Here is a 21,868-nt window from a genome sequence, read left to right on the forward strand (position 1 = left end):
TTATTCTTTATTACGTTCGTCTAAATACTCTTTTATCTTTCGTTCCTCCCAGTCTTTACTAAAAAACCATTGTGAACCATATACTCCCAGCCAGTGAAAAAATAAGCCGATTCCCCAAAACAACCAAGTTGCCCATACTCCAAAATTGCCAAAGGCCGCCTTCAAACTAGCTCCTTCTGAGGTCATTCCTACAATGATAATTGCTGAAATAAATATATTTACAATCACATAGGAAACGGCATGCCAGAAAAACCCTTTAATATTATCCACCCGCTTTTTTGCATAAATGTATCGCGGGTTATTTTTGTAATCACCTTCTAAATTATTTCTCATTTTCTAAAAATTCTTTAATTTTTTTTTCTTCCCAATCTTTACCGAAGCCTAATTTTTCGGCTCCAAATACACCAAACCAATGGAACAACAATCCTATCGACATTCCTAAAGAAGGATACCAAAACCAGTGGTATTGCGGTACAAACTTTAAATTAATGACCACGAGTACTGGAATGATTAATACGGTTACCAAAGCATGTGCATACAATCCTTTAATTCGCTCTACGCGTTTCTTTGCTCTTGCGTAGCGGTACTCTTGTGTAAATCGCTCTTCCATACTAGTTATTGTTTTTTTCGTCTTCTTCCATAATTTCACGAATCTTTCGCTCTTCCCAGTCCTTTCCTAGGAACACCTTGTAATTGTTGACATCTAAAAAGTGAAAGACCACCCCTATTCCCCAACCTATCATCGGAAACCAAAACCATTGGAACTGCGGAGAGAATCGCAAATTGATAAAGATTAAAAAAGGGATTACTAACACATACGACGCTAAGTTCTGATAGAATTCTTTTAACTTCTCGACGCGTTCAACGGCTCTTACGTACTTATTATTTTCAAATGTATTGGTATCTAGTCTCATTTCTTTTGTTTTTAATAACAGTGGTAAACTCACTGTAAAGGTTTTGTTATTGTTGGTGATTTGCACCGTTTGATCCGTGATCAACCCATAGCGATCTGCAATATTTCTCAATCCTACTTTCGTACTCTTACCTATCGCCTCTTTAGGATTAATATTATTGCTCACTTGTAGGTAATCGCCTTCCTCATAAATGCGAATATCCAAGGGGCGCTGTGTGGACACTACATTGTGCTTTACCGCATTCTCGAGTAATAATTGCAGCGATAAGGGTACAATTTTTAAGTCTGGATTGCTCAAACTCGTCGGTATTGAAAACTTAACGGCATCTTCAAAGCGCATTTGTAAAAGCTCCATATACGTTTTAGCGAAACGCAATTCCTCTGCAATGGGCACCAATTCCTTATTCCGCTGTTCGAGTACGTAGCGATATACTTTAGATAGCTTCGTAGTAAACTTCTCAGCTAAATAAGGATTCTCACCGATCAGAGAAGTCAAAACATTCAAGCTGTTGAACAAAAAATGCGGATCAATTTGGCTTTTTAATGTTTCAAACTTTGCTGATTCTGTTTTGGCTACAATTTGCTGCTGCGTAGTTTCTTGGGATGCTGCTTTTTTCCATTCCACCATAAACCCTCTCGCATGTAAAAAGGAGGCTACTCCCAGAGATAAAATGATGGCAAACATGTGGACCCAAATCAAACGACCGCTAAAAAAATTGCTCGCATCGTAATTCAATATTAGTACGTATTGTATATAATGGATACACAAAACAGCAATTACGGTGTAAAATACGGTACTGACTATAGCCGCAGTAACACGTTGATTGGTTTGAGTTACCCAACTCAATCGCTCACTGAGTAGGTCGTTAATCATTCCGTTCCCCACTCCTAAAACAAATGAATACATGCCTGAGAACAAAAAGGTAAGTCCCATTCCCTTGAGCGTAAACTCCCTGTTTATCAAGGTAAAAACCGTACCAAAAATGACTGTCATTTTTAGACAGACCCACAGGTCTGATTTGAAGCGTTCCACGGCTGTTTTAGGTGTAGTATTCATACTGTTTATTGTTAAAATCTGATTTCTAAAGATACATTTTTATCAGTAACTGTAAACTTGGCATCTGTAAACTGTGGTGGCCCCATTCGAAGCACATTGTTAGAGGCTCCATAATCTTCTTCCGGCATCCCATTCGGTGAAAAATCCATTTTTTTGTTGTCGTTTTTATCGTGGTAGCAAACAATTGCATAGGTTCCTGGCGCAAGGTCTTCAAAGGTAAAACTGCTCTTCCCCTCCGCAATGATGGCTCCCCCTGATTTTAATGGCTTTTTCATAAAACTCGCTTGGTTGTACAGCGAAAAATATACTTTTCCCGAATCAGAAGTCGCATTGGTTACCGTTGCGGTAACCGCCGTGTTTTGCGCGTTCATTTGCTGAACTGTAGCAAAAAATGTAAAGGCAATTAAAGTTGTTAATAGTTTCATGGTTTTTAGTTTTATTGATTAATTACACCACAAATATCTCGGCTATTACACGACTTTCAAATTGTAATCTACCCAACTGTCAAATTTCATGACCGAACTGTAAGAAACCCCTTATCCTTTACTTTACAACTCCTATTTCTACGAAAAAAACCAGTTTCATTTCGGTCTTTACATATACATTGTCCTTCTTATCACCTCTGTTCTTTTTAAGAAACATTTCTACTAATTTTCCATCGTATGGTCACCGGTTCTTAAAAGCCACAACAATAAAAAGAAGGGGCAAAATCAATATTGACCGGGAAACTTGCATTGATAAAAAGAAATTTAACTGTGAAACGGGCTTTATATGTTGAATGCTCTCCTGACTTACAGGAGTATCTGCTTAACACTTTATGGGTATCCCTTTTACAGTTCCAACCCAAAAAAACAAAAAACTATGAAAACCAAACACACGAACGAATTGCGTATATCCAGAAAACAAGCCTTAAAAAAACTCACAGCATACTCAAAATACACCGCCTTGACGGCCCTTGGCACCTATTTAATTTTAAATCCAAGAAATGCTCAGGCACAAAGCCCTGACGATCCAGGTGATGGCTTTACGAATGCTACCACTTTTAACTTAAATAGTACAAGCCTTTCATAAACAGGATGTCTTGCAACTTCCAAACCACCACTTTCCAAAACGAGCTCATATCACAAGGCATTGAACTAACTGGTGTTCAATGACAACATGACTGTTTGGAAGTGCTACTTTATAGTCTTGGTATGACTTTTGTAATAAATTTTCAAAAAAAACGACGGTATATGTAACGTTTTGTACATTTGAGCTTCTAATACTCTAAATACAGGAAACTAGTAGCTAAACTAAGTGCAAAAAGAACTCGAAAATAAATTTTTAACGGATTTCGAATCCAATCAGAACATCGTTCATAAGGTATGTAGAATTTACACTACCAATTCGGATGCTCACAATGATTTGTTTCAAGAAATTACGATTCAACTCTGGAAAAATTACCACAAATTTCGAGGAGATGCCAAGTTTAGTACCTGGATGTATCGAGTTGCCCTCAATACCGCAATCTCGTTATACCGAAAATCAACTAGGTCTGTAAAAACTCAAGATATTAGTGAGGTAGTATACAAAGTACAATCAACAGAGTACGACGATACCGAAGAACAGCAGCTCAAATCACTATATCAAGCTATTCATAAGTTGAACGACATTGATAAGGCACTGATTTTTTTATACTTGGAAGACAAACCATATAAAGAAATTTCAGACACCTTAGGGATTACCGAAGTCAATGCTCGTGTAAAAATGAATAGAGCAAAAGATAAATTAAAAAAAATACTGAACCCATAAATTATATGGACGCATTAGAAAGATATAAAAAAGCTTGGGACAACCAGCCTGATGAGACCTTGAAGGTTTCCAAGCTTGACATTTACAGGATGGCACATTCCAAGTCGTCATCCATCGTAAAATGGATTTTTATTATTGGAATTTTAGAATTACTGTTTTGGGGAGGATTGAATATCTTCTTTGCAGGGTCGTCGTACTCGGATCTTTATGAGAGTTTACATTTACAGAAGCTCGTCAATGCCACTATCTACATACATTACTTTGTCATTGTACTTTTCTTAGTTGGTTTTTACAAAAATTACAAATCGATATCCATTTCAGAAAACACAAAAGGGCTCATCAAAAAAATCTTGAACACGCGAAGAGTGGTAAAGTACTACGTATATTTTAACCTGGTGTATGCTATTTTGACAAACATTATCGTGGTGCTACTCATCTTTAGTGATCTGGATACCCTTATTGATTATTACAATACCCACGGTATCACAGTAAACCAAAGTAAAGACCAATTGCTTATCTCACTGATCATATCCATGGTAGTCGTATTGACCTTATTGTTTTTCACCATGTGGTTATTTTATAAGTTGCTATACGGAAGCCTCCTTAAAAAGTTAAATAAAAACTACGAAGAACTCATTAAAATAAATGATGAGGAATAATATAAAAGGCACTCCAATGGAGTGCCTTTCTTTTTAAAATTCTTTTAATTGTTGGATGAGTAGGGATAGCATAGATTCGTTGATATCCAAATGAGTCACCATCCTCAACTTTCCTTGTCCCATAGAAATAAAGAGAATTCCTTTCGACTGCATGCGGCTCATAAAAGCTTCAATATCTACGTCGTCACTAACATTAAAAATGATGATATTGGTATCTACTGGTTCTACCTTTGACACATACGTACAGGAAGCTAAAACTTCTGCGATACGCTTCGCTTTCTCGTGATCTTCAGCCAAACGAGTAACCTGATGTTCCAAGGCGTAAATTCCAGCAGCCGCCAAAAAACCAGCCTGTCGCATTCCACCTCCAAACAACTTTCGAATGCGGAGTGCTTTTTGCATATCCTCTTCTGACCCGAGTAAAATGGATCCTACAGGAGCTCCCAGTCCTTTGGATAAGCATATTGAAATGGTATCAAATAATTTTCCGTATTGTGCTGCTGTTTCATTTTTCTCTACGAGGGCATTAAAAAGACGTGCCCCATCGAGGTGATAAGCCAGTTTCTCCTGATCAGCAACTTCTCTAATAGCTTCCAATTCTTTAAAATTCCAACAAGCTCCTCCCCCTTTATTCGTAGTATTTTCGATACAGACTAAACGATTAAACGGCGAATGAATATCGATATTCCCAGCGGCAGCAGCGCGCAATTGATCGGCTGTAAACATCCCGCGATGTCCGTCAATGAGTTGTGAGGTTACCCCCGCATTAAAAGCCGCTCCTCCTCCTTCATAATTATACACATGCGCCCATTTATCACAAAACATGCGATCACCGGGTTGGGTATGCAATTTAATTGCCGTTTGATTGGCCATCGTTCCAGAAGGAAAAAACAAGGCTGCCTCCATACCAAAACGCTCTGCAGCCAAGGTCTGCAACTTATTAACAGTTGGATCTGTTTTAAACACGTCATCTCCAACCTCCGCAGCCATCATGGCGGCTAACATCCCTTTTGTCGGTTTGGTAACGGTATCACTAATCAAATTAATTTCCATAAAGATCTAAATATTTCTTTTTTTATTCACCCAGAACTGCCCAGCCCAAAAAGCACTGCTTAGCTCTAGTGGTTAAAAATACTAAATTCACCCTCGAAATTAAACCGGAACCTACGCCAATCTTAAATTTTAACTTATTTTTGTTTTGATTATGATTACGTACGAGCACTTAAAAGATATCGGTAGTCGAGTTGCCAAACTCAAAGACTACCTAGAAATAGATAAAAAACAAATTGAAATCAGCAACGAAGAAGAGCAAACAGCAAATCCTGATTTTTGGAATGACCCCAAACAAGCAGAGGTTTTGATGAAATCACTTCGTATGAAAAAGAAATGGGTAAGCGATTATCAGGAAATAAATACCTTATACGACGATTTACTCGTGTTATACGACTTTTATAAGGAAGGTGATGTTGAGGAAGCCGAACTTCAAGAGCACTTCGATAAAACAAAAATATTACTTGAAGACATCGAATTTAAGAACATGCTTTCAGAAGAAGGAGATAACCTCAGTGCTGTGATTCAAATTACAGCGGGTGCAGGGGGTACTGAAAGCTGTGATTGGACCGAAATGCTGATGCGCATGTACAGCATGTGGGCAGAAAAGCACGGCATTTCTATCAAAACACTCAACTATCAAGAAGGTGATGTAGCCGGTGTAAAAACGGTTACCTTACAATTTGACGGTGACTATGCCTTTGGTTGGCTTAAAGGGGAAAACGGTGTACACAGGTTGGTACGTATCTCTCCATTTGACAGCAACGCCAAACGCCACACCTCTTTTTCTTCGGTATATGTATATCCTGTTGCCGATGATTCTATTGAAATTGAAATCAATCCGGCCGATATCGAAATCACTACTGCCCGATCTAGCGGTGCTGGTGGACAGAATGTAAATAAGGTAGAAACTAAGGTACAACTGGTACACAAGCCAACAGGTATTCAAATTCAATGCTCAAATTCCCGTTCTCAACACGACAACAGAGCAACTGCCTTACAGATGTTAAAATCACAGCTCTACGAAATTGAGCTACAAAAGCGTCAAGCAGCTCGAGCGGATATCGAGGCTAACAAACTTAAAAATGAATGGGGAAGTCAAATACGCAATTACGTAATGCACCCCTATAAATTAGTAAAGGATGTGAGAACGGCTCATGAAACTGGAAATGTTGATGCCGTAATGAACGGTGATATCAATGCCTTTTTAAAAGCCTATCTGATGATGATGGGACAAAAAGAAACCGACGAATAACTAATAAATCAACCAACAATGATAAAAATTTACCACAACCCTCGTTGCAGTAAATCTAGAAACGGCGTTGCCATTCTAGAAAATTCTGGAAAGGAGTTCGAAATTGTCAAATACTTGGATAGCGTTCCACAAAAAGAAGAGCTCAAAGAACTTTTGACACTACTCGACATGACTCCTATGCAATTGATTAGAACCAATGAAAAAATTTGGAAAGAAGAATTCAAAGGAAAGGAACTTTCCGATGAAGAACTCATCGACGCCATGCTAAGCCACCCTAAGCTCATTGAGCGTCCTATTGTGGTAAATGGAAACAAAGCTGTTGTCGGAAGACCTCCAGAAAACATAGAAAACATACTGTAAATCAAAACTCTACGTTACGTAGAGTTTTTTTTTTAACAACATTTTACAACTAACAACATAGTTATTAAATCCATAAAGTGTACCTTTAGCCTACAAAACAAATATTTACGCACTATGAAAAAAGTACTGTATTCCATTACACTTGCGGCGCTCATGATAAGCCCTGCTATCGCGCAAACCAGCGGTAGTAAGCAACGAAAAATTGTGAAGTTAAGTGAAATGAAAATTCCAGTCGACCCTTCTGTCAAAATTGGAAAACTAGCCAATGGACTCACCTATTACATCAAGCAAAACCCAAAACCAGCCGATAAGGTTGAATTGCGATTAGTAGTGAATGCAGGGTCTATTTTGGAAGATGACGATCAGAGAGGTCTTGCTCACTTTATGGAGCATATGAACTTCAATGGAACCAAACATTTTAAGAAAAATGAACTCGTGGATTACCTTCAATCTATCGGAGTTAAATTTGGTGCCCATCTCAATGCCTACACAGGCTTTAATGAAACGGTATATATTTTACCAATCCCAAGTGACGATCCAAAAAAACTTGAAAAAGGATTTCAAATTCTAGAAGACTGGGCACATGGTGCCTTGCTTACAGGAAAGGATATCGACGAGGAACGCGGTGTCGTTTTGGAAGAATACCGCTCTGGAAAAGGTGCCGATAGTAGAATGTTACAAAACTACCTACCTATTGTTATGCACGGTTCTAAGTATGCCGAACGCTTACCTATTGGAACAAAGAAAAATTTAGAGACGTTCAAGCACGAAAGTCTTCGTCGCTTCTACAACGATTGGTATCGCCCAGATTTAATGGCCGTCGTAGCTGTTGGTGATGTTGATGTCGCAACCCTAGAAGCCAAAATCAAATCACATTTTTCTGGAATTAAACCAGTAACATCTCCTCGTCCGAGAAAAGTAGCTGCACCGAAAAACCACAAGGAAACATTTATCGCTATTGAAGCGGATAAAGAAGCTGCTTTTTCACGCGTGCAATTGATGTACAAAGACAGCGATCAAGCAACAGCAGTAAACTCTATAGAAGATTACCGCAACACCATGGTAGAATCTATTTTCGCTCAAATGTTGAACAATAGATTAACCGATTTACAAAACAGTGAAAAGCCGCCTTTTGTATACGGATACAGCTATCACGGAGGAACATGGGCCCGTGGAAAAGAAGCCTACCAGTCTTTTGCTATGACCAGTGCCGAAGGTCAGTTAAAAGGATTAGAAGCCTTACTCGATGAAAACGAACGCGTAAAGCGCTTTGGTTTCCAGCAAGGAGAATTTGACCGTGCTAAAGCCAATGTACTTTCTCGCTGGGAAAAAATGTACAAGGATAGAAACAAACAAGAGTCTCGTCGAATTATTGGACAATACGTAAACAATTATTTAGAACAAGAACCTATTCCTAGTATCGAATGGGAATACGATGCTCAAAAGCGTTTGATGCCTACCATTACCCTTCTTGACGTTAACAATTTAATAGGAAGTTACTTGCATGACGACAACCGTGTGGTAGTGATTACTGGACCTAAAAAATTGGTTACCGAAAAGCAAGTGATGGACTTGTTAAACAAGTCAAAAACTAAAAAGTTAACTCCTTACCAAGATAAGAAAGTAGCGAGTTCACTCATCACCAAACTTCCTAAGCCAGGAGCTATCGTGAAGAGCAGTGAAGACAAGCTTTTAGGAACAAAGACATTGCATTTGAGCAACGGAGCAACAGTAACTTATAAGCAAACTGACTTTAAAAACGACGAAGTTCTTTTCGAAGCCTTTAGTTACGGTGGAACTTCATTGTACTCTGACGCTGACTTGAAAGCGACCAACTACGCAAATCAAGGACTTTCTGAAGCTGGGGTAAACGGTTTTACTAAAACCGACCTCCGTAAAATGATGGCTGGAAAAATCGTTCGTGTCAATCCGTACATCGGAAGGTATAGTGAAGGATTTAGAGGAATGGCAGCTCCTAAATACCTAGAAGAACTCTTTCAAATGGTTCACTTGTATTTTACAGCCCTCAATAAGGATCAAAAAGCATTCAACTCGTTTACAAATAAACAAAAGAGCTTTTTAGGTAACTTGTTAGCGAATCCTAACTTCTACTTCCAAAAAGAAATGGGAGATTTCTTAAACGAAGGAAACCCTAGGTACTACGGATTCCCAACACCTGCTGCTTATGACACTGCGGATTATTATTTAGCGTATAAAAAATACTTTGAGCGCTTTGCCAATGCGGGAGATTTCCATTTCTATTTTGTCGGAAATATCGACGAGGCTAAACTGATGAAGTACGCTAGTCAATACCTTGCAAATTTACCGAGTTCTAAAGATCGTGAAATGTATAAAATCAGTGACTTTAGACCAAAACACGGTAGTCATACCAAGGAATTCAAGAAAGGGAAAGAAGCGAAAAGCTCCGTGAGAATTAACTATCAAGGACCGGCTAAATATTCAAAAGAAGACGCTTTGGCCTTCAAAATGTTAGGTGATGTATTGGCTATCAAACTCACAGAAAAGTTACGCGAAAAAGAAGGAGGAGTGTATTCTTCTAGAACACGTGCTTATATGTCGAAAATGCCATACGATTGGTATAATTTAAGCGTATCGTTCCCATGTGCCCCTGAAAATGTGGCGAAACTACAAAAAATTGTTGTGGACGAAGTAGCACACTTAGTGAAAAACGGTCCCTTACAATCTGATGTTGAAAAAGCTCAGAAAGGAATGATTAACGACTTTAAGGAAGATTTAAAGAAAAACCGTTATTGGTTGCGTACGATTAAGAATATCGATTATTTAAAGAACGATAAGGAATCGGCAATAGACTTAGAAAAACGCGTTACTAAGGTAACTGCTAAAGACATTCAGAAAGTAGCTAAAAAGTATTTAAAAAACGGTTATATATCAGCCGTACTAAATCCAGAAAAATAATGCAACAAAAAACCAGAGCTAAGCTCTGGTTTTTTATTTTTTATGTCTTTTCTAATTACTCTTTTAGTAGATTTCCTAGCCCTCAGCAAGTACTTCTTTAAAATAAGCAATTACCTTTAACAGCCCCTGCTCCAGTTCAATGGTAGGCTCCCAATTGTTTAAAATTTCTCTTGCCAAACGAATATCCGGTTTGCGCTGCATAGGGTCGTCTTCGGGCAACTCTTTAAAGATGATGATAGAACTTGAACCTGTCAATCGAATAATTTCGCGAGCCAGTTCCACAATAGAATACTCCCCTGGGTTTCCGATATTCACTGGGCCAGTCACTGTATCATCGGTATTCATCATCCTGATCATTCCTTCTACCAAATCGTCTACATACTGAAAACTTCGCGTCTGAGATCCGTCACCGTAAATAGTAATATCTTCTCCTTTTAATGCTTGCACTATAAAGTTAGAAATTACCCTTCCGTCATTAATATTCATACGAGTCCCGTAGGTATTAAAAATTCGGATAATTTTTATGCGAACATCCTTCTGCTTATGATAGTTTACAAATAGTGACTCAGCACAGCGTTTTCCTTCGTCATAACACGAACGCAACCCTATTGGGTTTACATTTCCCCAATACGTTTCTGGTTGTGGATGAATTTTCGGATCACCGTACACCTCACTTGTCGATGCTTGTAAAATCTTAGCATTAACACGCTTGGCTAAACCCAACATATTCGTAGCCCCTACTACTGAAGTATTAATCGTTTTGATAGGATCGTACTGATAATGAATGGGAGATGCCGGACATGCCAAATTGTAAATCTCATCTACTTCTGCAAAATAAGGTTCCGTAATGTCGTGCCGTATTAATTCAAAATACGGATTGTCCATTAAATGCAATATATTTCGTTTGCTTCCTGTGAAATAGTTGTCTAAACACAGTACTTCATTACCTTCTTTTAACAATCGTTCGCAGAGGTGAGATCCTATAAAACCTGCTCCACCCGTAACTAAAATTTTCTTCACGCGTAAAATTTAAATTTTCTCAAAAATAAGAACTTAATCTTATTATTTTTCCTTAAAAAAGAGTTGAGGGAATTGTTTTTCGGGATTCTTCTTTAATAGGCGTATAAAGAAACTCGATTTCACAAAAGCTAGTCCATAACCAAAAAACTGAACAAGTACCGCAAACACGCTTAAAACGCCTACAACGATGCTTTTGTTCAACACGGTAGAATGTATAGCAATGAATCCGAGGTATCCCAACAATACCGACAGGTATACCGGATTCTGCGTTGCAATCGCTGCAGTGACAGATATCAAAACAAACCCGACAAACAAACTGGGCAACCAAAAAGTAAGCTTGGCCGTTTCTGGATGCCAACTAGAGAGTATTGGACGTACCATTCCAAACTTCTTTACCTGGGTATGAAACTTTTTCCAAGAAATTCTCCGCTTGTGAAACACCGCGGCACCGGGTAAAAAATTAGTTCTGAAACCGGCCTTTTCAATTCTCCTTGACAAATCCGGATCTTCACCAGGGTGAATTCTCGCAAATCCTTGGGTCGCTTCAAAAGCTTCCTTAGAAATCCCCATATTAAAACTTCTCGGTTCAAACTTTTGAATTTTAAGTTTGGAACCACGAATTCCTCCTGTTGTCAAAAAGGAGGTCATTACATAGTTAATAGCTTTCTGGAGGTTGCTAAAACTCTCGTGAGCAGCATCACTTCCTCCAAAGCAATCTACGTATTGCTCTTTGAGAAACTTATGAATGGTACTCAAGTAAGTCGGTGGTAAAATCACATCGGAATCCAATACGATAAAATAGTTTCCCGCTGCCTTTTGCATCCCGTAATTTCTGGAATCACCTGGACCAGAGTTTTCTTTGTAAAAATAAGTAAGTGGTAAGCGAGAACGGTAATTATGGACGATAGTTTCAGACGACTCACTAGAGCCGTCTTCCACTATGACAATCTCGTACTTCTCATTGTAATCTTGTTGGGTAAAACTCTCAAGGAGTTCTTCTATTTCATTAGGCCTGTTATACACAGGCACAATCACTGAGAAAAATAAATTCATTCAGAGTTTTCGTATTAATAAGCTACAGCTTTTTGCTTATTCGATTCGATTTTTTTGTGAATTCCACTCCACAATTCGATTCTCTTTTCTAAAGCTGCTTTCGCGTAGTACAACACATCTTGCCATTTCTGATCATCGTTACCACAGAGTTCCGCGATCATTTGTAAGGCCAATGGTCCGTGTTCATCACCATCCAATTCAATATGGCGGTTCAGATAGTACTTTAACTTCCCGTAATCAACGCGTTCTTCCTCTTCTGTACGCTTTACAATTTCCAAAAACATATCAGGAATCACATCTTCTCTACCAAAGGTAAAGCTAGCCGCAATGATATGCGGTTCATTCGTGCGGATTACTTCGAAGGTAAAGTCGACAAAAGCCTTTGTTTCCTCTGACAAGCCACTGTTCTCTAAAATTTCTTTGATGTCTTTTCCGTCAATTACTTCGGAAATAAACGCGGAAATTTTAGTCAAATCAGCCTTCGTTTCTTTCATGGCATCGATATACATTTCAAAATGACTCCTCGGTTCACCAAGCTCGTTGATATCGCTTTCCTCCTCAAGGACAATTTCATTAATAAATCGCGCCGTTTTAGGGTTTACTACCGGTACCCAAGGTGTTTGAATACAGGTTAACCGCTGTTGCAATGCCTTTAATAAAGACATAAAGTCCCAAACTGCATAAACATGCTCTTCCATAAAAAAACGAACATCATTGATATCGTTTAATGAGGAATACAACTCGTGCTCTCTTAATCTTTTTCTAAGAGGGTTAAGCTCTTTTTCTATTACTATAATTCGATCCATGTTCATAAAGTTACAATAAAAAATGCAAATCTAACGACCTGCATTTCATCTTTTTATGTGTTTTATTTTGTCCTTATTCTTCTGTAAATTCAGTCATCACAGCATCACTTACTCCGACATTCGAGAAACCTCCGTCATGGAATAAATTCTGTAAGGTTACTTTCTTGGTCAAATCAGAGAATAGTGAAATCGTGTAGTCCGCACACTCTAATGCTGTTGCATTTCCTAAAGGAGACATTTTTTCGGCGTAGTTGATAAATCCGTCAAATCCTTTTACACCACTTCCAGCAGTAGTTGGAGTTGGCGACTGAGAAATCGTATTAACACGTACCTTGTGATCACGTCCGAAGAAATATCCAAAACTTCTAGCAATAGACTCTAAATAAGCTTTGTTATCTGCCATATCATTGTAGTCTGGGAATACGCGCTGTGCTGCCATATACGTTAAGGCAACAATACTACCCCACTCATTCATGGCTTGTTTGTTGTACAATACATTCATCAACTTATGGAAAGACAATGCTGAAACATCAAATCCTTTCATGGTGAAATCGTACTTAGAATCTGTATAGTGACGTCCTTTACGAACATTAACTGACATTCCAATAGAGTGTAAAACAAAATCAATTTTACCACCCAAAATCTCCATAGATTGCTCTATTAAATTTGTTAAGTCTTCTACCGAAGTAGCATCAGCAGGAATCACTTGAGAACCTGTCTTTTCAGCGAGTGCATTTAACTCTCCCATTCTCATAGCGATTGGTGCGTTCGTCAATACAAACTCAGCTCCCTCTTCATGAGCTCTTTCTGCAACTTTCCAAGCGATAGAGTGCTCGTTCAACGCTCCAAAAATAATTCCTTTTTTACCTTTTAATAAATTATACATAGTTAAATTATTTTGTCCATTTAGTTATTTGTAGCAGCAAATATAGTACTTAAACCCATTTACTACCTCTTTAAATCTTGGAGAAATTACAATTCTAATAACTCCTTTGCGTGGGTCAACGCACTTTCTGAATAGTCTTTTCCACTGAGCATTTCTGCGATTTCCGCAATGCGCTCTTCGGTATTCAACTGTTTCAAGTTGGAAGTCGTTACGCCATCTACATCACCCTTATACACCTTGTAATGCTGCTGTCCTTTAGCCGCTATTTGAGGTAAGTGTGTAATCGTAATTACCTGCATGTGTTTCGCCATATCATCCATAATCGCCGCAATCTTATTCGATACTTCTCCAGAAACTCCGGTATCAATCTCATCGAAAATAATGGTCGGTAATTTGATGTTTTTAGATAGTATATTCTTTATTGAAAGCATGATCCTAGACAATTCACCTCCGGATGCCACTTTTTTCAACTCTCCGAAACTACCTCCCTTATTCGCGGCAAATAGGAAACTCAATTGGTCCTTACCATTGGCCAAATACGAAGTACTCGGTGCCAATTCAATTTGAAAATTAGCATTGGGCATTCCAAGCGAATTTAGTAGTTTTTTGAGTTCTTTTATCAATTTAGGGATCACTTTAGTACGGGCTTCTGTGATTCGACCCGCAACGTCATCGAGTTTTTCAGCAATTTTTGCCTGCTCAGCTAACAAGCCGGCTAAGGCTTCATCTGCTCCTTCTACCTGTGCAACCTTTACCGCCAATTGATCGAAAATCACAAGCAGCTCTTCAACAGTGGCCACTTGGTGCTTCTTCTGTAAATTATACATCAACTGCAGTCGATCATTAAGTTGCTCTAATTCCGAAGGATTGTACTCGACATCTTCATTTGCCTGTTCTAATTCGCTCACCACATCATCCAATTCAATTTTTACGCTCGCCACGCGATTGGCAAGTTCTTCATAGCTCGCAGCAAAACCACTAATTCGTTGCAGTTTAGACTCTAAGCTATGCAATTGATTTTGGATACCAATCTCCTCACTAGCTGCCAACTGATAGCTCTCTGACAACTGTAATTTAATCTCTTCAATATTGTTGAGCTTTTCGAGTTTTTGCTCCAATTCTTCTTGCTCACCGGCACGGAGTTCCGCCTCTTCCAGTTCTTTGTACAGGTGTAAATTGTATTCGTATTGCTCTTTTGACTGACTTGCTTCCAATTGCTTTAAACGCAACTCGCGTTCTACTTTTTGGTACTTTGACAAACCTCTGCGGTACGAAGCCAGTTTTACCTGATTCTTGGCAAGGGCATCCAAAATTGAAAATTGAAAGTCCGTATCTGATAAAGATAACGTTTGGTGCTGCGAATGAATATCGACCAGCTGTCCAGACAATTCATTGAGCGCAGATAAATTTACAGGCGTATCATTGACAAAAGCACGCGATTTCCCCGAAGGTAAAATTTCGCGTCGAATAATGGTCTCTTCTTCGTAGTCCATATCCAAATCGTCAAAAAGCTCTTCCAATTGGTAATTGGCCAGATTAAACTGGGCTTCAATAATACACTTTTTATCATCGTATTTTAACGACGATAAGTCTGCTCTCTTTCCCATTACCAAGCCCAAAGCTCCTAATAAGATCGATTTTCCTGCACCCGTTTCACCAGTGATAATTGATAATCCCTGGGTAAAATCAATCGATAATTGATTGATGAGTGCGTAATTTTGTATGGTTAAATGTGTCAGCAAATCCTAAACTTTCAAAGCTATAAAAGTAAGAATTTTTAGGCGAAACTTAAGCAGTAATTTTCAGCGAAATTTTACTTTATCTTTTTCCACTTATCCTCGTAAGTAGGTGCGATTTTATCGAGCATGGTACGCAGCTTTTGCTGATTAGAAGAAGGTCGTCCATCCGAAAACACACTGACAATTTCATCTGACTTTGCATCTAAAAAGATGCGAATCATGTAATTTCCGATGGTAATATTATGCAATTGCTCCAGTTGTAACACCGCTGTTTCAATCACCTGTTTTGCTCGGTCCTTATCCTCTGCGAAAGTATCAAACCCATTGCGGTGGTATTCGTAATATATTGCGCGTAAGGCCGCGAATTTCTCAGAGAGTAAACTATCGATTAATGCGTAACGATTTTGTTTTCCTATCTGATTTTGCCATCCACTCTCACCGTTACTCTGTGCCTGCAGCATCGCATTCTCCGCTTGCTTTAAATACTTTTGACCTCCTTTGGCAGCAAAGGTATCTGCATCTACCCCAAGAATTACATAGGTGTAAAACGCAATTACCGAAACCAAATTTGAATCGTAGGTCGTTGGATTGTACAGGAGCGGATCGAATTCGTTGTATTTAAAATTGAAATTCGTATCGTTGATGTTCAACAAAGGAGTTGCATAAGACGAGTTGTACACCGGGCGTGTTGCCTGAATTTGCAAGCTCGCAGAAAAGTTATTTCCGTTTTGTTCATTGATGATAATCGTATAAGCACAATTAATTCGTTCCTGAACTTTATAGGTCTTATTGGTCCATTGCTTTTGATTGATAAACTCAGTCAAAGCGGTTTGTAACGTTTGATAAACTTGCTTGTTCGAACTCTGAATTTTATCCGAATTAATGGTTACCAAGGCATTCAGCTCTTGAGCTTTCACCGTTAGCATTCCAAGAAAAACAAAGGCAATAAGTACTATTTTACGCATCTAATTTTTGAATTATTTCATTAACAATATCCACAGAGACTTCTCTTTTTGATTTCAACTCGAAGCTAGTCTGTTCAAAATCAGCATCAATAATAGTAATTTTATTTGTATCTGTGGCAAAGCCAGCGCCTTTATCTCGTAATGAATTTAACACAATCAGGTCTAAATTCTTCTTTCGGATCTTGGCCTCAGCATTGGCAATTTCATTATTGGTTTCCAGTGCAAACCCTACTAATAACTGATGTTCTTTTGCTTCTCCGAGCGACTTCAAAATATCTTTTGTAGGCTCTAACTCAATAGTTAACGAAACATCCTTCTTTTTTATTTTCTGATCAGCAACATTTTTTGGTCGGTAATCAGCCACTGCTGCCGATAAAATAGCGACATCTACAGAAGCGTAATACTCATGACAAGCCTGATACATCTCTTCGGCCGAGCGTACATCAATACGCTCAATAGCACTGTGTTGCACTTTCTGAGCAGAGGGTCCTGCTACCAAAAATACTTTTGCTCCTAAAGTAGCAGCGGTATGCGCCAGCTCGAAGCCCATTTTTCCTGACGAGTGATTTCCAATAAATCGAACCGGATCTATGGCTTCATAGGTCGGACCCGCTGTTATCAAAATTCGTTTAGATCTCAAGGGTAGTTTATCGTAGATATCCTTTTCAATAAAACTCAAGATATCTTCAGGTTCGGCCATGCGTCCTTGTCCTACCAATCCGCTAGCCAGTTCACCTGACGTCGCTGGTATCATGATATTTCCGAATTCTTGAAGTTTGTTCAAACTATCCAATGTCGATGGGTGTTTGTACATATCTAAATCCATGGCTGGTGCGAAATACACAGGGCATTTTGCCGACAAATAGGTTGCTAGTAATAAATTATCACAGGCCCCATTAGTCATCTTTGACAAGGTATTGGCAGTTGCTGGAGCGATGAGCATAAAATCGGCCCACAATCCCAGTTCCACATGATTGTTCCAGAGTTCGTTTTCATCTTCCTGATCGTAGAATGTAGAATGAACAGGATTTTTAGACAAGGTAGATAATGTAAGAGGTGTTACAAAATCTTTAGACGCAGGAGTCATAATAACTTGAACTTCTGCGCCTGATTTTATAAATAAACGTACCAGATTTGCCGTTTTGTAAGCGGCAATTCCTGCGGTAACGCCTATTAAGACTTTTTTACCGTGAAATACAGACATAGATTATTCCGCGTCTGGAGTTCTGTAGTATACTTTTTCACTTAACCACTCATCCACTGCTATAGCATGTGGCTTAGGTAAGCGCTCATAGAATTTAGAAACTTCTATTTGCTCTTTATTTTCAAAAACTTCTTCTAAACTATCGTTGTAAGTAGCGAACTCATCTAATTTATCAACCAATTCCTTCTTTAAATCAGAGTTAATTTGAGTAGCTCTTTTCGCGATAATTGAGATGGCCTCATAGATGTTATCTGTTGGAGCCTCGATAGCTTCTTTATCATAAGTAATAGTACTTACAGGTGCTTTCGTTTCTTTATAATCCATTTATTAACTTTTTACTAAATTCTTCTTTTCGTTTACTAATGCTGTGTGCATTGCTTCAATTTCCTTGTCAAACTTTGATTCCGGAAAACTTCTTTTTAATTTATCATACGCTTTTATGGCGTTCTCAATTCGCTCAACTTTTCTACGTTGTGTACTCTTCATTGCGAAATCATGAGCTGCCTTTAAGCGGTAGTACAATGCCTCTTCTTTAAAACTAGTCCCCAAGTAATCTGACAATAAATTGTCAAAAGCTACAATGGCAGCAGTGTAATTACGAGCGTCATAATCTGCTGTACGGTAATAGGTCTTTCCTATTTCAAAGGCCTTTTTCTCCAACTTATAACGGAGTTCACCATAGTACTTGTTCGCTTCGTCTAAACGTTCTGACTTTGGATAGGTATCGATAAAGCGCTGAAAAGACTCCAAAGCTTTGTTCGTATCCGTAGGGTCCAAACTAAAAACAGGAGCGGCTTTGTAATAACTCAATGCCGACATAAAAGAAGCCTCTTCTACTTTTGAACTCTTAGGGTAATTTCGAGCAAAACGATTAAAATAATACCCAGCTAAACTGTAGTTTTTCTCATTAAAATTTGATTGTGACACCATGTATTGTATACGTTCCATTTGTGGCTTTCCACGATATGAAGGTGTTATTTTCTCAAATAAACGAAGTGCTTTTGCGTACTTTTGAGCCTCGTACATTTTGACGGCCATTTTGTACTGCTCTTCTACAGTTCCTTTGTTTAATACTTTTTGATATTGACCACATGAGGTTAATAAGACAAAAACTACTACAATGAGGGCTAAATTTTTACTTTTTTGCATCTGGCAAAATTAATGATTAATTATGGATTATTAAAACTATTTTTTCTAACTAGTTTCGAAGTGCAAGAAACCTAAAATAGTGTTACAAAAAATCCAACAAACTCCTAAATCTTTGTTAATCTTAAACTTCGGCACCAGCATCGGGTCCTACTAATTGTTTTACGTCATTGTCAAATAAGTACAATCCTCCTTTATCGTCTCCAATCAAGTTGATTTTATCGAGAATATTTCGCGCCAAGGCTTCTTCTTCAATTTGTTCAGACACGTACCACTGTAAGAAGTTATGTGTTGCGTAGTCGCGTTCTTCTAAGGTAATATGTACCAAATCGTTAATCGATTTTGACACCATTACTTCGTGATTAAAAAGCGTCTCAAACATTTCTTTAAAAGATCCAAATTCAAGAGGTGGCTCTGCCAACGCCGATACCTTTGCATGTCCTCCGCGTTCATTCACGAACTTCACCAATTTTAACATGTGCATGCGTTCCTCATCAGAATGAGCGTACATAAATTGTGCTACTCCTTCAAATCCTTGAGTTTCTGCCCAGCAGGCCATAGATAAATACACCTGTGACGACTCTGCTTCTATCTTGATTTGGTTATTTAACGCTTCTTCTATTTTTTTTGATAACATAGTTGATTTTTAATTTCTAATACAAAGATGCTAAAAAAAGTGGAATTCATAAAGCTATCGCCCACGTGAAAACCGCCTTTTTTCGCCTTCGTAAAAAGTATATGCGCTGTTTTTTTTTTACAGCTAACGAGCCAAGACTTGCTTACTATTGCAACTCTTGGCTCGTTTAAAAATATCGATCTGCTCGTTTCTTAAAATGCTTTTACAAAAGCACCTATTCTCGCTTGTAATTCTTCAGTAGCGGGTACCAATGGCAAACGCACTTTGTCAGTAGTGATATCCAAATGCTTCAGTACCGACTTAATACCGGCAGGATTGTTTTCTTCAAAAATCATGCTTACGATATCCATCAAACGGTAATGCAATTCAAATGCTTCTTTATTTTTCCCCTCACGTCCTAAACGAATCATCGTTGAGAACTCTTTAGGAAAACCTTGTCCGATCACAGAAATCACTCCTGCTCCCCCGCCGAGCACCGCTCCTAATGCCAAATCATCATCTCCAGAAATAATCAAGAAATCTTCAGGTGCATCTTTGAGCAATGCGTAATATTGTTGCTGGTTATTTCCAGCCTCTTTCACTCCTACGATATTATCGAAATCCGCAGCTAAACGCAAGGTCGTTTGTGGCTCCATATTTTTAGCAGTTCTTCCAGGTACATTATATACGATCACCGGCTTTGGACTCGCTTCCGACACTGCTTTAAAATGTTGGTAAAAACCTTCTTGTGTAGGCTTGCTGTAATAAGGAGCAACGGATAAAATTCCATCAATGGCAGACAAATCTAATCGCTTTAATTCTGCAACTACTTGCTGAGTATTATTTCCACCTACTCCTAAAACCAACGGCAATCGTCCGTTGTTTTCTTCGGCAATAACAGCAATGATCTGTTCTTTTTCTTCCGCAGTGATCGTAGCACTCTCCGCTGTTGTCCCGTTAATCACAAGGTAATCCGTACCGTTGTCAATATTGTAACTCACCAACTTTCTCAACGCGGCATAATCTACCTGTAAATCTTCTGTAAAAGGCGTTACCAAAGCAACTCCCATACCCACAAACTTTTGCATTATATTTTATTTAAAATCGTTAAATATTTCTTTAGTTCCTGATTTAAGACGGCCTCGTTAAAAGTAGTATCAGTCACGATCAAATCAAAAAGTTGATCTTCCACCTCCGCAAATCCCGCCTTAAAACGTGCATTCGACTGCAAAGTTATTACATTCGTATATAAATTGAAGCTCTTTGTATAATTTATAAGTAAATCATAGTCATTTTTAACGAAGTTTAGCAAATTGTCTGATTTCAAACTCGCTTTATAGCCCATTTCATTCTCTGTAAAAAACAGCTCCGATGCTTCTTGACCTTTTTCGAATTTTCGATAAACTAAAAACCGAATATCGCTCGCTTTAAACGGAAACTTATTAGTGAGGTTCGCCGTAATCACATTGACTAACGACTCGTTATCCAACACCACTGCTACCTTTTTAATCTTTGTAGTCAACGAGTTAGCAGACACTTTATTTACTAGCAACTCGCGGTATTTTTTTTCTATCGAACGTTCTTTTAAGGAGTTTAAAATCATTTCTTAAGTTAGTATCTTTACCAAACAAAAATACTTAAAAAGTTATCTATAAATGAAAAAAATCGCAACGGGGCTATCCTTGTTCTTTTTATTGGCTTCTTGCAACAGCAAGACCTTTAAAAACAACAAAATAACCGCCAAAACAACTACTATTGACAGCAGCATAACTACAACACCCGCCATCGATAGTACCATTGCCCCCTACAAAAAAAAGCTCTTAAGCGAAATTAATAAAGTACTTACTACCTCGAGTAAAAAACTGGTTAGAACCGATGGAGAACTACAGAGCTCCTTAGGAAATTTAATGGCCGATATGTGCTACGATATTGCCAATCCAATTTTTAGAGAGAAGACGGGGAAAAACATTGATTTTGCCATGTTTAATTACGGAGGAATTCGCGCTGGTTTGCCGGAAGGGAACATAACCAATCGTCATGCCTTCGAATTAATGCCCTTCGAAAACTCTTTAGTAGTTGCCGAATTATCCGGTAAAAAAATAGAAGAACTCGTCAGCTATTTCATTGCAGGAGCTAAAGCACATCCGCTATCAAAAAACATTCAGCTAGAACTCCAGGGGAGCGCATACACACTTCACATTCAAGGAAAACCATTTGACCCAAATAAAACCTATACTGTACTGACTTCTGACTATTTGCAGGGCGGTGGTGACCGTATGGATTTCTTTAAAAATCCTGTACAGCTCACCCTACTCGACTACAAGGTACGCGATGCTATTATCAAGTATTTCAAAAGTGTAACAACATTAACCCCACAACTCGATCAGCGTGTGGTTGTAAAAAACTAATCC

At 38.5% G+C, this 21,868-nt stretch carries 24 protein-coding genes; 7 read left to right on the plus strand and 17 right to left on the minus strand.

Annotated elements, in window-relative coordinates:
• From ACXAG7_RS07195 to ACXAG7_RS07210, 4 genes are read right to left on the minus strand one after another with little or no spacing between them, the layout of a single operon-like run.
• On the minus strand, positions 1–333 hold the full coding sequence (locus tag ACXAG7_RS07195) for a 2TM domain-containing protein (RefSeq protein ID WP_476666459.1): 333 nt from the start codon (positions 331–333) through the stop codon (positions 1–3).
• Entirely contained in the window at positions 323–610 is a 288-nt protein-coding gene (locus ACXAG7_RS07200) for a 2TM domain-containing protein (RefSeq protein WP_476666460.1), read from the minus strand. The genes ACXAG7_RS07195 and ACXAG7_RS07200 overlap by 11 nt, the downstream gene beginning before the upstream one ends.
• Before the next feature lies 1 nt (position 611).
• Positions 612–1,970, minus strand: a complete 1,359-nt coding sequence (locus ACXAG7_RS07205) for a 2TM domain-containing protein (protein ID WP_476666461.1) — start codon at positions 1,968–1,970, stop codon at positions 612–614.
• A gap of 11 nt (positions 1,971–1,981) precedes the next feature.
• Positions 1,982–2,395: a DUF2141 domain-containing protein gene (locus tag ACXAG7_RS07210; RefSeq protein WP_408043279.1), complete on the minus strand. Its 414-nt coding sequence runs from the start codon at positions 2,393–2,395 to the stop codon at positions 1,982–1,984.
• Between the two features lie 436 nt (positions 2,396–2,831).
• On the opposite strand from ACXAG7_RS07210, the gene ACXAG7_RS07215 reads away from it, so the two are divergent.
• From ACXAG7_RS07215 to ACXAG7_RS07225, 3 genes are all read left to right on the plus strand, one after another.
• A complete protein-coding gene (locus ACXAG7_RS07215; RefSeq protein WP_476666462.1) occupies positions 2,832–3,041 on the plus strand; it encodes a hypothetical protein in 210 nt (69 codons plus the stop codon).
• A 225-nt stretch (positions 3,042–3,266) separates the two neighbouring features.
• Entirely contained in the window at positions 3,267–3,761 is a 495-nt protein-coding gene (locus ACXAG7_RS07220; RefSeq protein ID WP_408043277.1) for an RNA polymerase sigma factor, read from the plus strand.
• A gap of 5 nt (positions 3,762–3,766) precedes the next feature.
• On the plus strand, positions 3,767–4,420 hold the full coding sequence (locus ACXAG7_RS07225; protein ID WP_408043276.1) for a hypothetical protein: 654 nt from the start codon (positions 3,767–3,769) through the stop codon (positions 4,418–4,420).
• 33 nt (positions 4,421–4,453) lie between these two features.
• On the opposite strand, the gene ACXAG7_RS07230 is transcribed toward ACXAG7_RS07225, so the two are convergent.
• On the minus strand, positions 4,454–5,473 hold the full coding sequence (locus tag ACXAG7_RS07230; RefSeq protein WP_476666463.1) for a threonine aldolase family protein: 1,020 nt from the start codon (positions 5,471–5,473) through the stop codon (positions 4,454–4,456).
• 151 nt (positions 5,474–5,624) lie between these two features.
• Between ACXAG7_RS07230 and prfB the strand changes: the two genes are divergently transcribed.
• The 3 genes from prfB (at position 5,625) to ACXAG7_RS07245 (ending at position 10,022) form a co-directional block, all read left to right on the plus strand.
• Positions 5,625–6,725 (plus strand): peptide chain release factor 2, encoded by a 1,101-nt coding sequence (prfB, locus tag ACXAG7_RS07235; RefSeq protein WP_408043274.1) that lies wholly within the window; start codon positions 5,625–5,627, stop codon positions 6,723–6,725.
• 18 nt (positions 6,726–6,743) lie between these two features.
• Positions 6,744–7,085 carry an arsenate reductase (glutaredoxin) gene (arsC, locus tag ACXAG7_RS07240; protein ID WP_408043273.1) on the plus strand — a complete coding sequence of 114 codons (342 nt, stop codon included), beginning with the start codon at positions 6,744–6,746 and terminating at the stop codon, positions 7,083–7,085.
• Between the two features lie 114 nt (positions 7,086–7,199).
• Entirely contained in the window at positions 7,200–10,022 is a 2,823-nt protein-coding gene (locus ACXAG7_RS07245) for a M16 family metallopeptidase (protein ID WP_476666464.1), read from the plus strand.
• A gap of 75 nt (positions 10,023–10,097) precedes the next feature.
• Here ACXAG7_RS07245 and ACXAG7_RS07250 read toward each other — a convergent pair whose 3' ends face one another.
• The 12 genes from ACXAG7_RS07250 to ACXAG7_RS07305 all read right to left on the minus strand — a co-directional run bounded on the left by ACXAG7_RS07250 (position 10,098) and on the right by ACXAG7_RS07305 (position 21,060).
• The gene (locus tag ACXAG7_RS07250; protein WP_476666465.1) at positions 10,098–11,042 is read right to left on the minus strand and encodes a UDP-glucuronic acid decarboxylase family protein; all 945 of its coding nucleotides are present in this window, start codon (positions 11,040–11,042) and stop codon (positions 10,098–10,100) included.
• Between the two features lie 42 nt (positions 11,043–11,084).
• The gene (locus ACXAG7_RS07255) at positions 11,085–12,095 is read right to left on the minus strand and encodes a glycosyltransferase family 2 protein (RefSeq protein ID WP_476666466.1); all 1,011 of its coding nucleotides are present in this window, start codon (positions 12,093–12,095) and stop codon (positions 11,085–11,087) included.
• 14 nt (positions 12,096–12,109) lie between these two features.
• A complete protein-coding gene (locus ACXAG7_RS07260) occupies positions 12,110–12,901 on the minus strand; it encodes a DUF3050 domain-containing protein (protein WP_408043269.1) in 792 nt (263 codons plus the stop codon).
• Positions 12,902–12,974: 73 nt separating this feature from the next.
• Positions 12,975–13,787, minus strand: coding sequence for an enoyl-ACP reductase FabI (locus tag ACXAG7_RS07265; protein WP_408043268.1), 813 nt, complete (start codon positions 13,785–13,787; stop codon positions 12,975–12,977).
• Between the two features lie 86 nt (positions 13,788–13,873).
• Complete coding sequence (gene recN / locus ACXAG7_RS07270; RefSeq protein ID WP_408043267.1) at positions 13,874–15,529, minus strand: DNA repair protein RecN; 1,656 nt, start codon at positions 15,527–15,529, stop codon at positions 13,874–13,876.
• Between the two features lie 71 nt (positions 15,530–15,600).
• Entirely contained in the window at positions 15,601–16,491 is an 891-nt protein-coding gene (porD, locus tag ACXAG7_RS07275; RefSeq protein WP_476666467.1) for a type IX secretion system protein PorD, read from the minus strand.
• A complete protein-coding gene (gene coaBC, locus ACXAG7_RS07280) occupies positions 16,484–17,695 on the minus strand; it encodes a bifunctional phosphopantothenoylcysteine decarboxylase/phosphopantothenate--cysteine ligase CoaBC (protein ID WP_476666468.1) in 1,212 nt (403 codons plus the stop codon). The genes porD and coaBC overlap by 8 nt, the downstream gene beginning before the upstream one ends.
• Positions 17,696–17,698: 3 nt before the next feature.
• Positions 17,699–18,019: a DNA-directed RNA polymerase subunit omega gene (locus ACXAG7_RS07285; RefSeq protein WP_408043264.1), complete on the minus strand. Its 321-nt coding sequence runs from the start codon at positions 18,017–18,019 to the stop codon at positions 17,699–17,701.
• Between the two features lie 3 nt (positions 18,020–18,022).
• Positions 18,023–18,844, minus strand: a complete 822-nt coding sequence (locus ACXAG7_RS07290) for an outer membrane protein assembly factor BamD (protein ID WP_408043263.1) — start codon at positions 18,842–18,844, stop codon at positions 18,023–18,025.
• 121 nt (positions 18,845–18,965) lie between these two features.
• A complete protein-coding gene (locus tag ACXAG7_RS07295; protein WP_408043262.1) occupies positions 18,966–19,478 on the minus strand; it encodes a ferritin in 513 nt (170 codons plus the stop codon).
• Positions 19,479–19,669: 191 nt separating this feature from the next.
• Positions 19,670–20,545 carry a 4-hydroxy-tetrahydrodipicolinate synthase gene (dapA, locus tag ACXAG7_RS07300; protein ID WP_408043261.1) on the minus strand — a complete coding sequence of 292 codons (876 nt, stop codon included), beginning with the start codon at positions 20,543–20,545 and terminating at the stop codon, positions 19,670–19,672.
• The gene (locus ACXAG7_RS07305; protein ID WP_408043260.1) at positions 20,545–21,060 is read right to left on the minus strand and encodes a DUF6913 domain-containing protein; all 516 of its coding nucleotides are present in this window, start codon (positions 21,058–21,060) and stop codon (positions 20,545–20,547) included. Before ACXAG7_RS07305 ends, dapA begins: the two co-directional genes overlap by 1 nt.
• 52 nt (positions 21,061–21,112) lie before the next feature.
• Between ACXAG7_RS07305 and ACXAG7_RS07310 the strand changes: the two genes are divergently transcribed.
• Positions 21,113–21,865: a 5'-nucleotidase C-terminal domain-containing protein gene (locus ACXAG7_RS07310; protein ID WP_408043259.1), complete on the plus strand. Its 753-nt coding sequence runs from the start codon at positions 21,113–21,115 to the stop codon at positions 21,863–21,865.
• The last annotated feature ends 3 nt before the right edge of the window (positions 21,866–21,868 follow it).

The sequence above is a fragment of the Tenacibaculum sp. AWR4_210 genome, assembly GCF_056160945.1.

Coding starts and splice junctions, on each gene's coding strand:
- ACXAG7_RS07195 (WP_476666459.1), bottom strand. CDS start 333: ATGAGAAATAATTTAGAAGGTGATTACAAAAATAACCCGCGATACATT.
- ACXAG7_RS07200 (WP_476666460.1), bottom strand. CDS start 610: ATGGAAGAGCGATTTACACAAGAGTACCGCTACGCAAGAGCAAAGAAA.
- ACXAG7_RS07205 (WP_476666461.1), bottom strand. CDS start 1,970: ATGAATACTACACCTAAAACAGCCGTGGAACGCTTCAAATCAGACCTG.
- ACXAG7_RS07210 (WP_408043279.1), bottom strand. CDS start 2,395: ATGAAACTATTAACAACTTTAATTGCCTTTACATTTTTTGCTACAGTT.
- ACXAG7_RS07215 (WP_476666462.1), top strand. CDS start 2,832: ATGAAAACCAAACACACGAACGAATTGCGTATATCCAGAAAACAAGCC.
- ACXAG7_RS07225 (WP_408043276.1), top strand. CDS start 3,767: ATGGACGCATTAGAAAGATATAAAAAAGCTTGGGACAACCAGCCTGAT.
- ACXAG7_RS07230 (WP_476666463.1), bottom strand. CDS start 5,473: ATGGAAATTAATTTGATTAGTGATACCGTTACCAAACCGACAAAAGGG.
- prfB (WP_408043274.1), top strand. CDS start 5,625: ATGATTACGTACGAGCACTTAAAAGATATCGGTAGTCGAGTTGCCAAA.
- arsC (WP_408043273.1), top strand. CDS start 6,744: ATGATAAAAATTTACCACAACCCTCGTTGCAGTAAATCTAGAAACGGC.
- ACXAG7_RS07245 (WP_476666464.1), top strand. CDS start 7,200: ATGAAAAAAGTACTGTATTCCATTACACTTGCGGCGCTCATGATAAGC.
- ACXAG7_RS07255 (WP_476666466.1), bottom strand. CDS start 12,095: ATGAATTTATTTTTCTCAGTGATTGTGCCTGTGTATAACAGGCCTAAT.
- ACXAG7_RS07260 (WP_408043269.1), bottom strand. CDS start 12,901: ATGGATCGAATTATAGTAATAGAAAAAGAGCTTAACCCTCTTAGAAAA.
- ACXAG7_RS07265 (WP_408043268.1), bottom strand. CDS start 13,787: ATGTATAATTTATTAAAAGGTAAAAAAGGAATTATTTTTGGAGCGTTG.
- porD (WP_476666467.1), bottom strand. CDS start 16,491: ATGCGTAAAATAGTACTTATTGCCTTTGTTTTTCTTGGAATGCTAACG.
- coaBC (WP_476666468.1), bottom strand. CDS start 17,695: ATGTCTGTATTTCACGGTAAAAAAGTCTTAATAGGCGTTACCGCAGGA.
- ACXAG7_RS07285 (WP_408043264.1), bottom strand. CDS start 18,019: ATGGATTATAAAGAAACGAAAGCACCTGTAAGTACTATTACTTATGAT.
- ACXAG7_RS07290 (WP_408043263.1), bottom strand. CDS start 18,844: ATGCAAAAAAGTAAAAATTTAGCCCTCATTGTAGTAGTTTTTGTCTTA.
- ACXAG7_RS07295 (WP_408043262.1), bottom strand. CDS start 19,478: ATGTTATCAAAAAAAATAGAAGAAGCGTTAAATAACCAAATCAAGATA.
- dapA (WP_408043261.1), bottom strand. CDS start 20,545: ATGCAAAAGTTTGTGGGTATGGGAGTTGCTTTGGTAACGCCTTTTACA.
- ACXAG7_RS07305 (WP_408043260.1), bottom strand. CDS start 21,060: ATGATTTTAAACTCCTTAAAAGAACGTTCGATAGAAAAAAAATACCGC.
- ACXAG7_RS07310 (WP_408043259.1), top strand. CDS start 21,113: ATGAAAAAAATCGCAACGGGGCTATCCTTGTTCTTTTTATTGGCTTCT.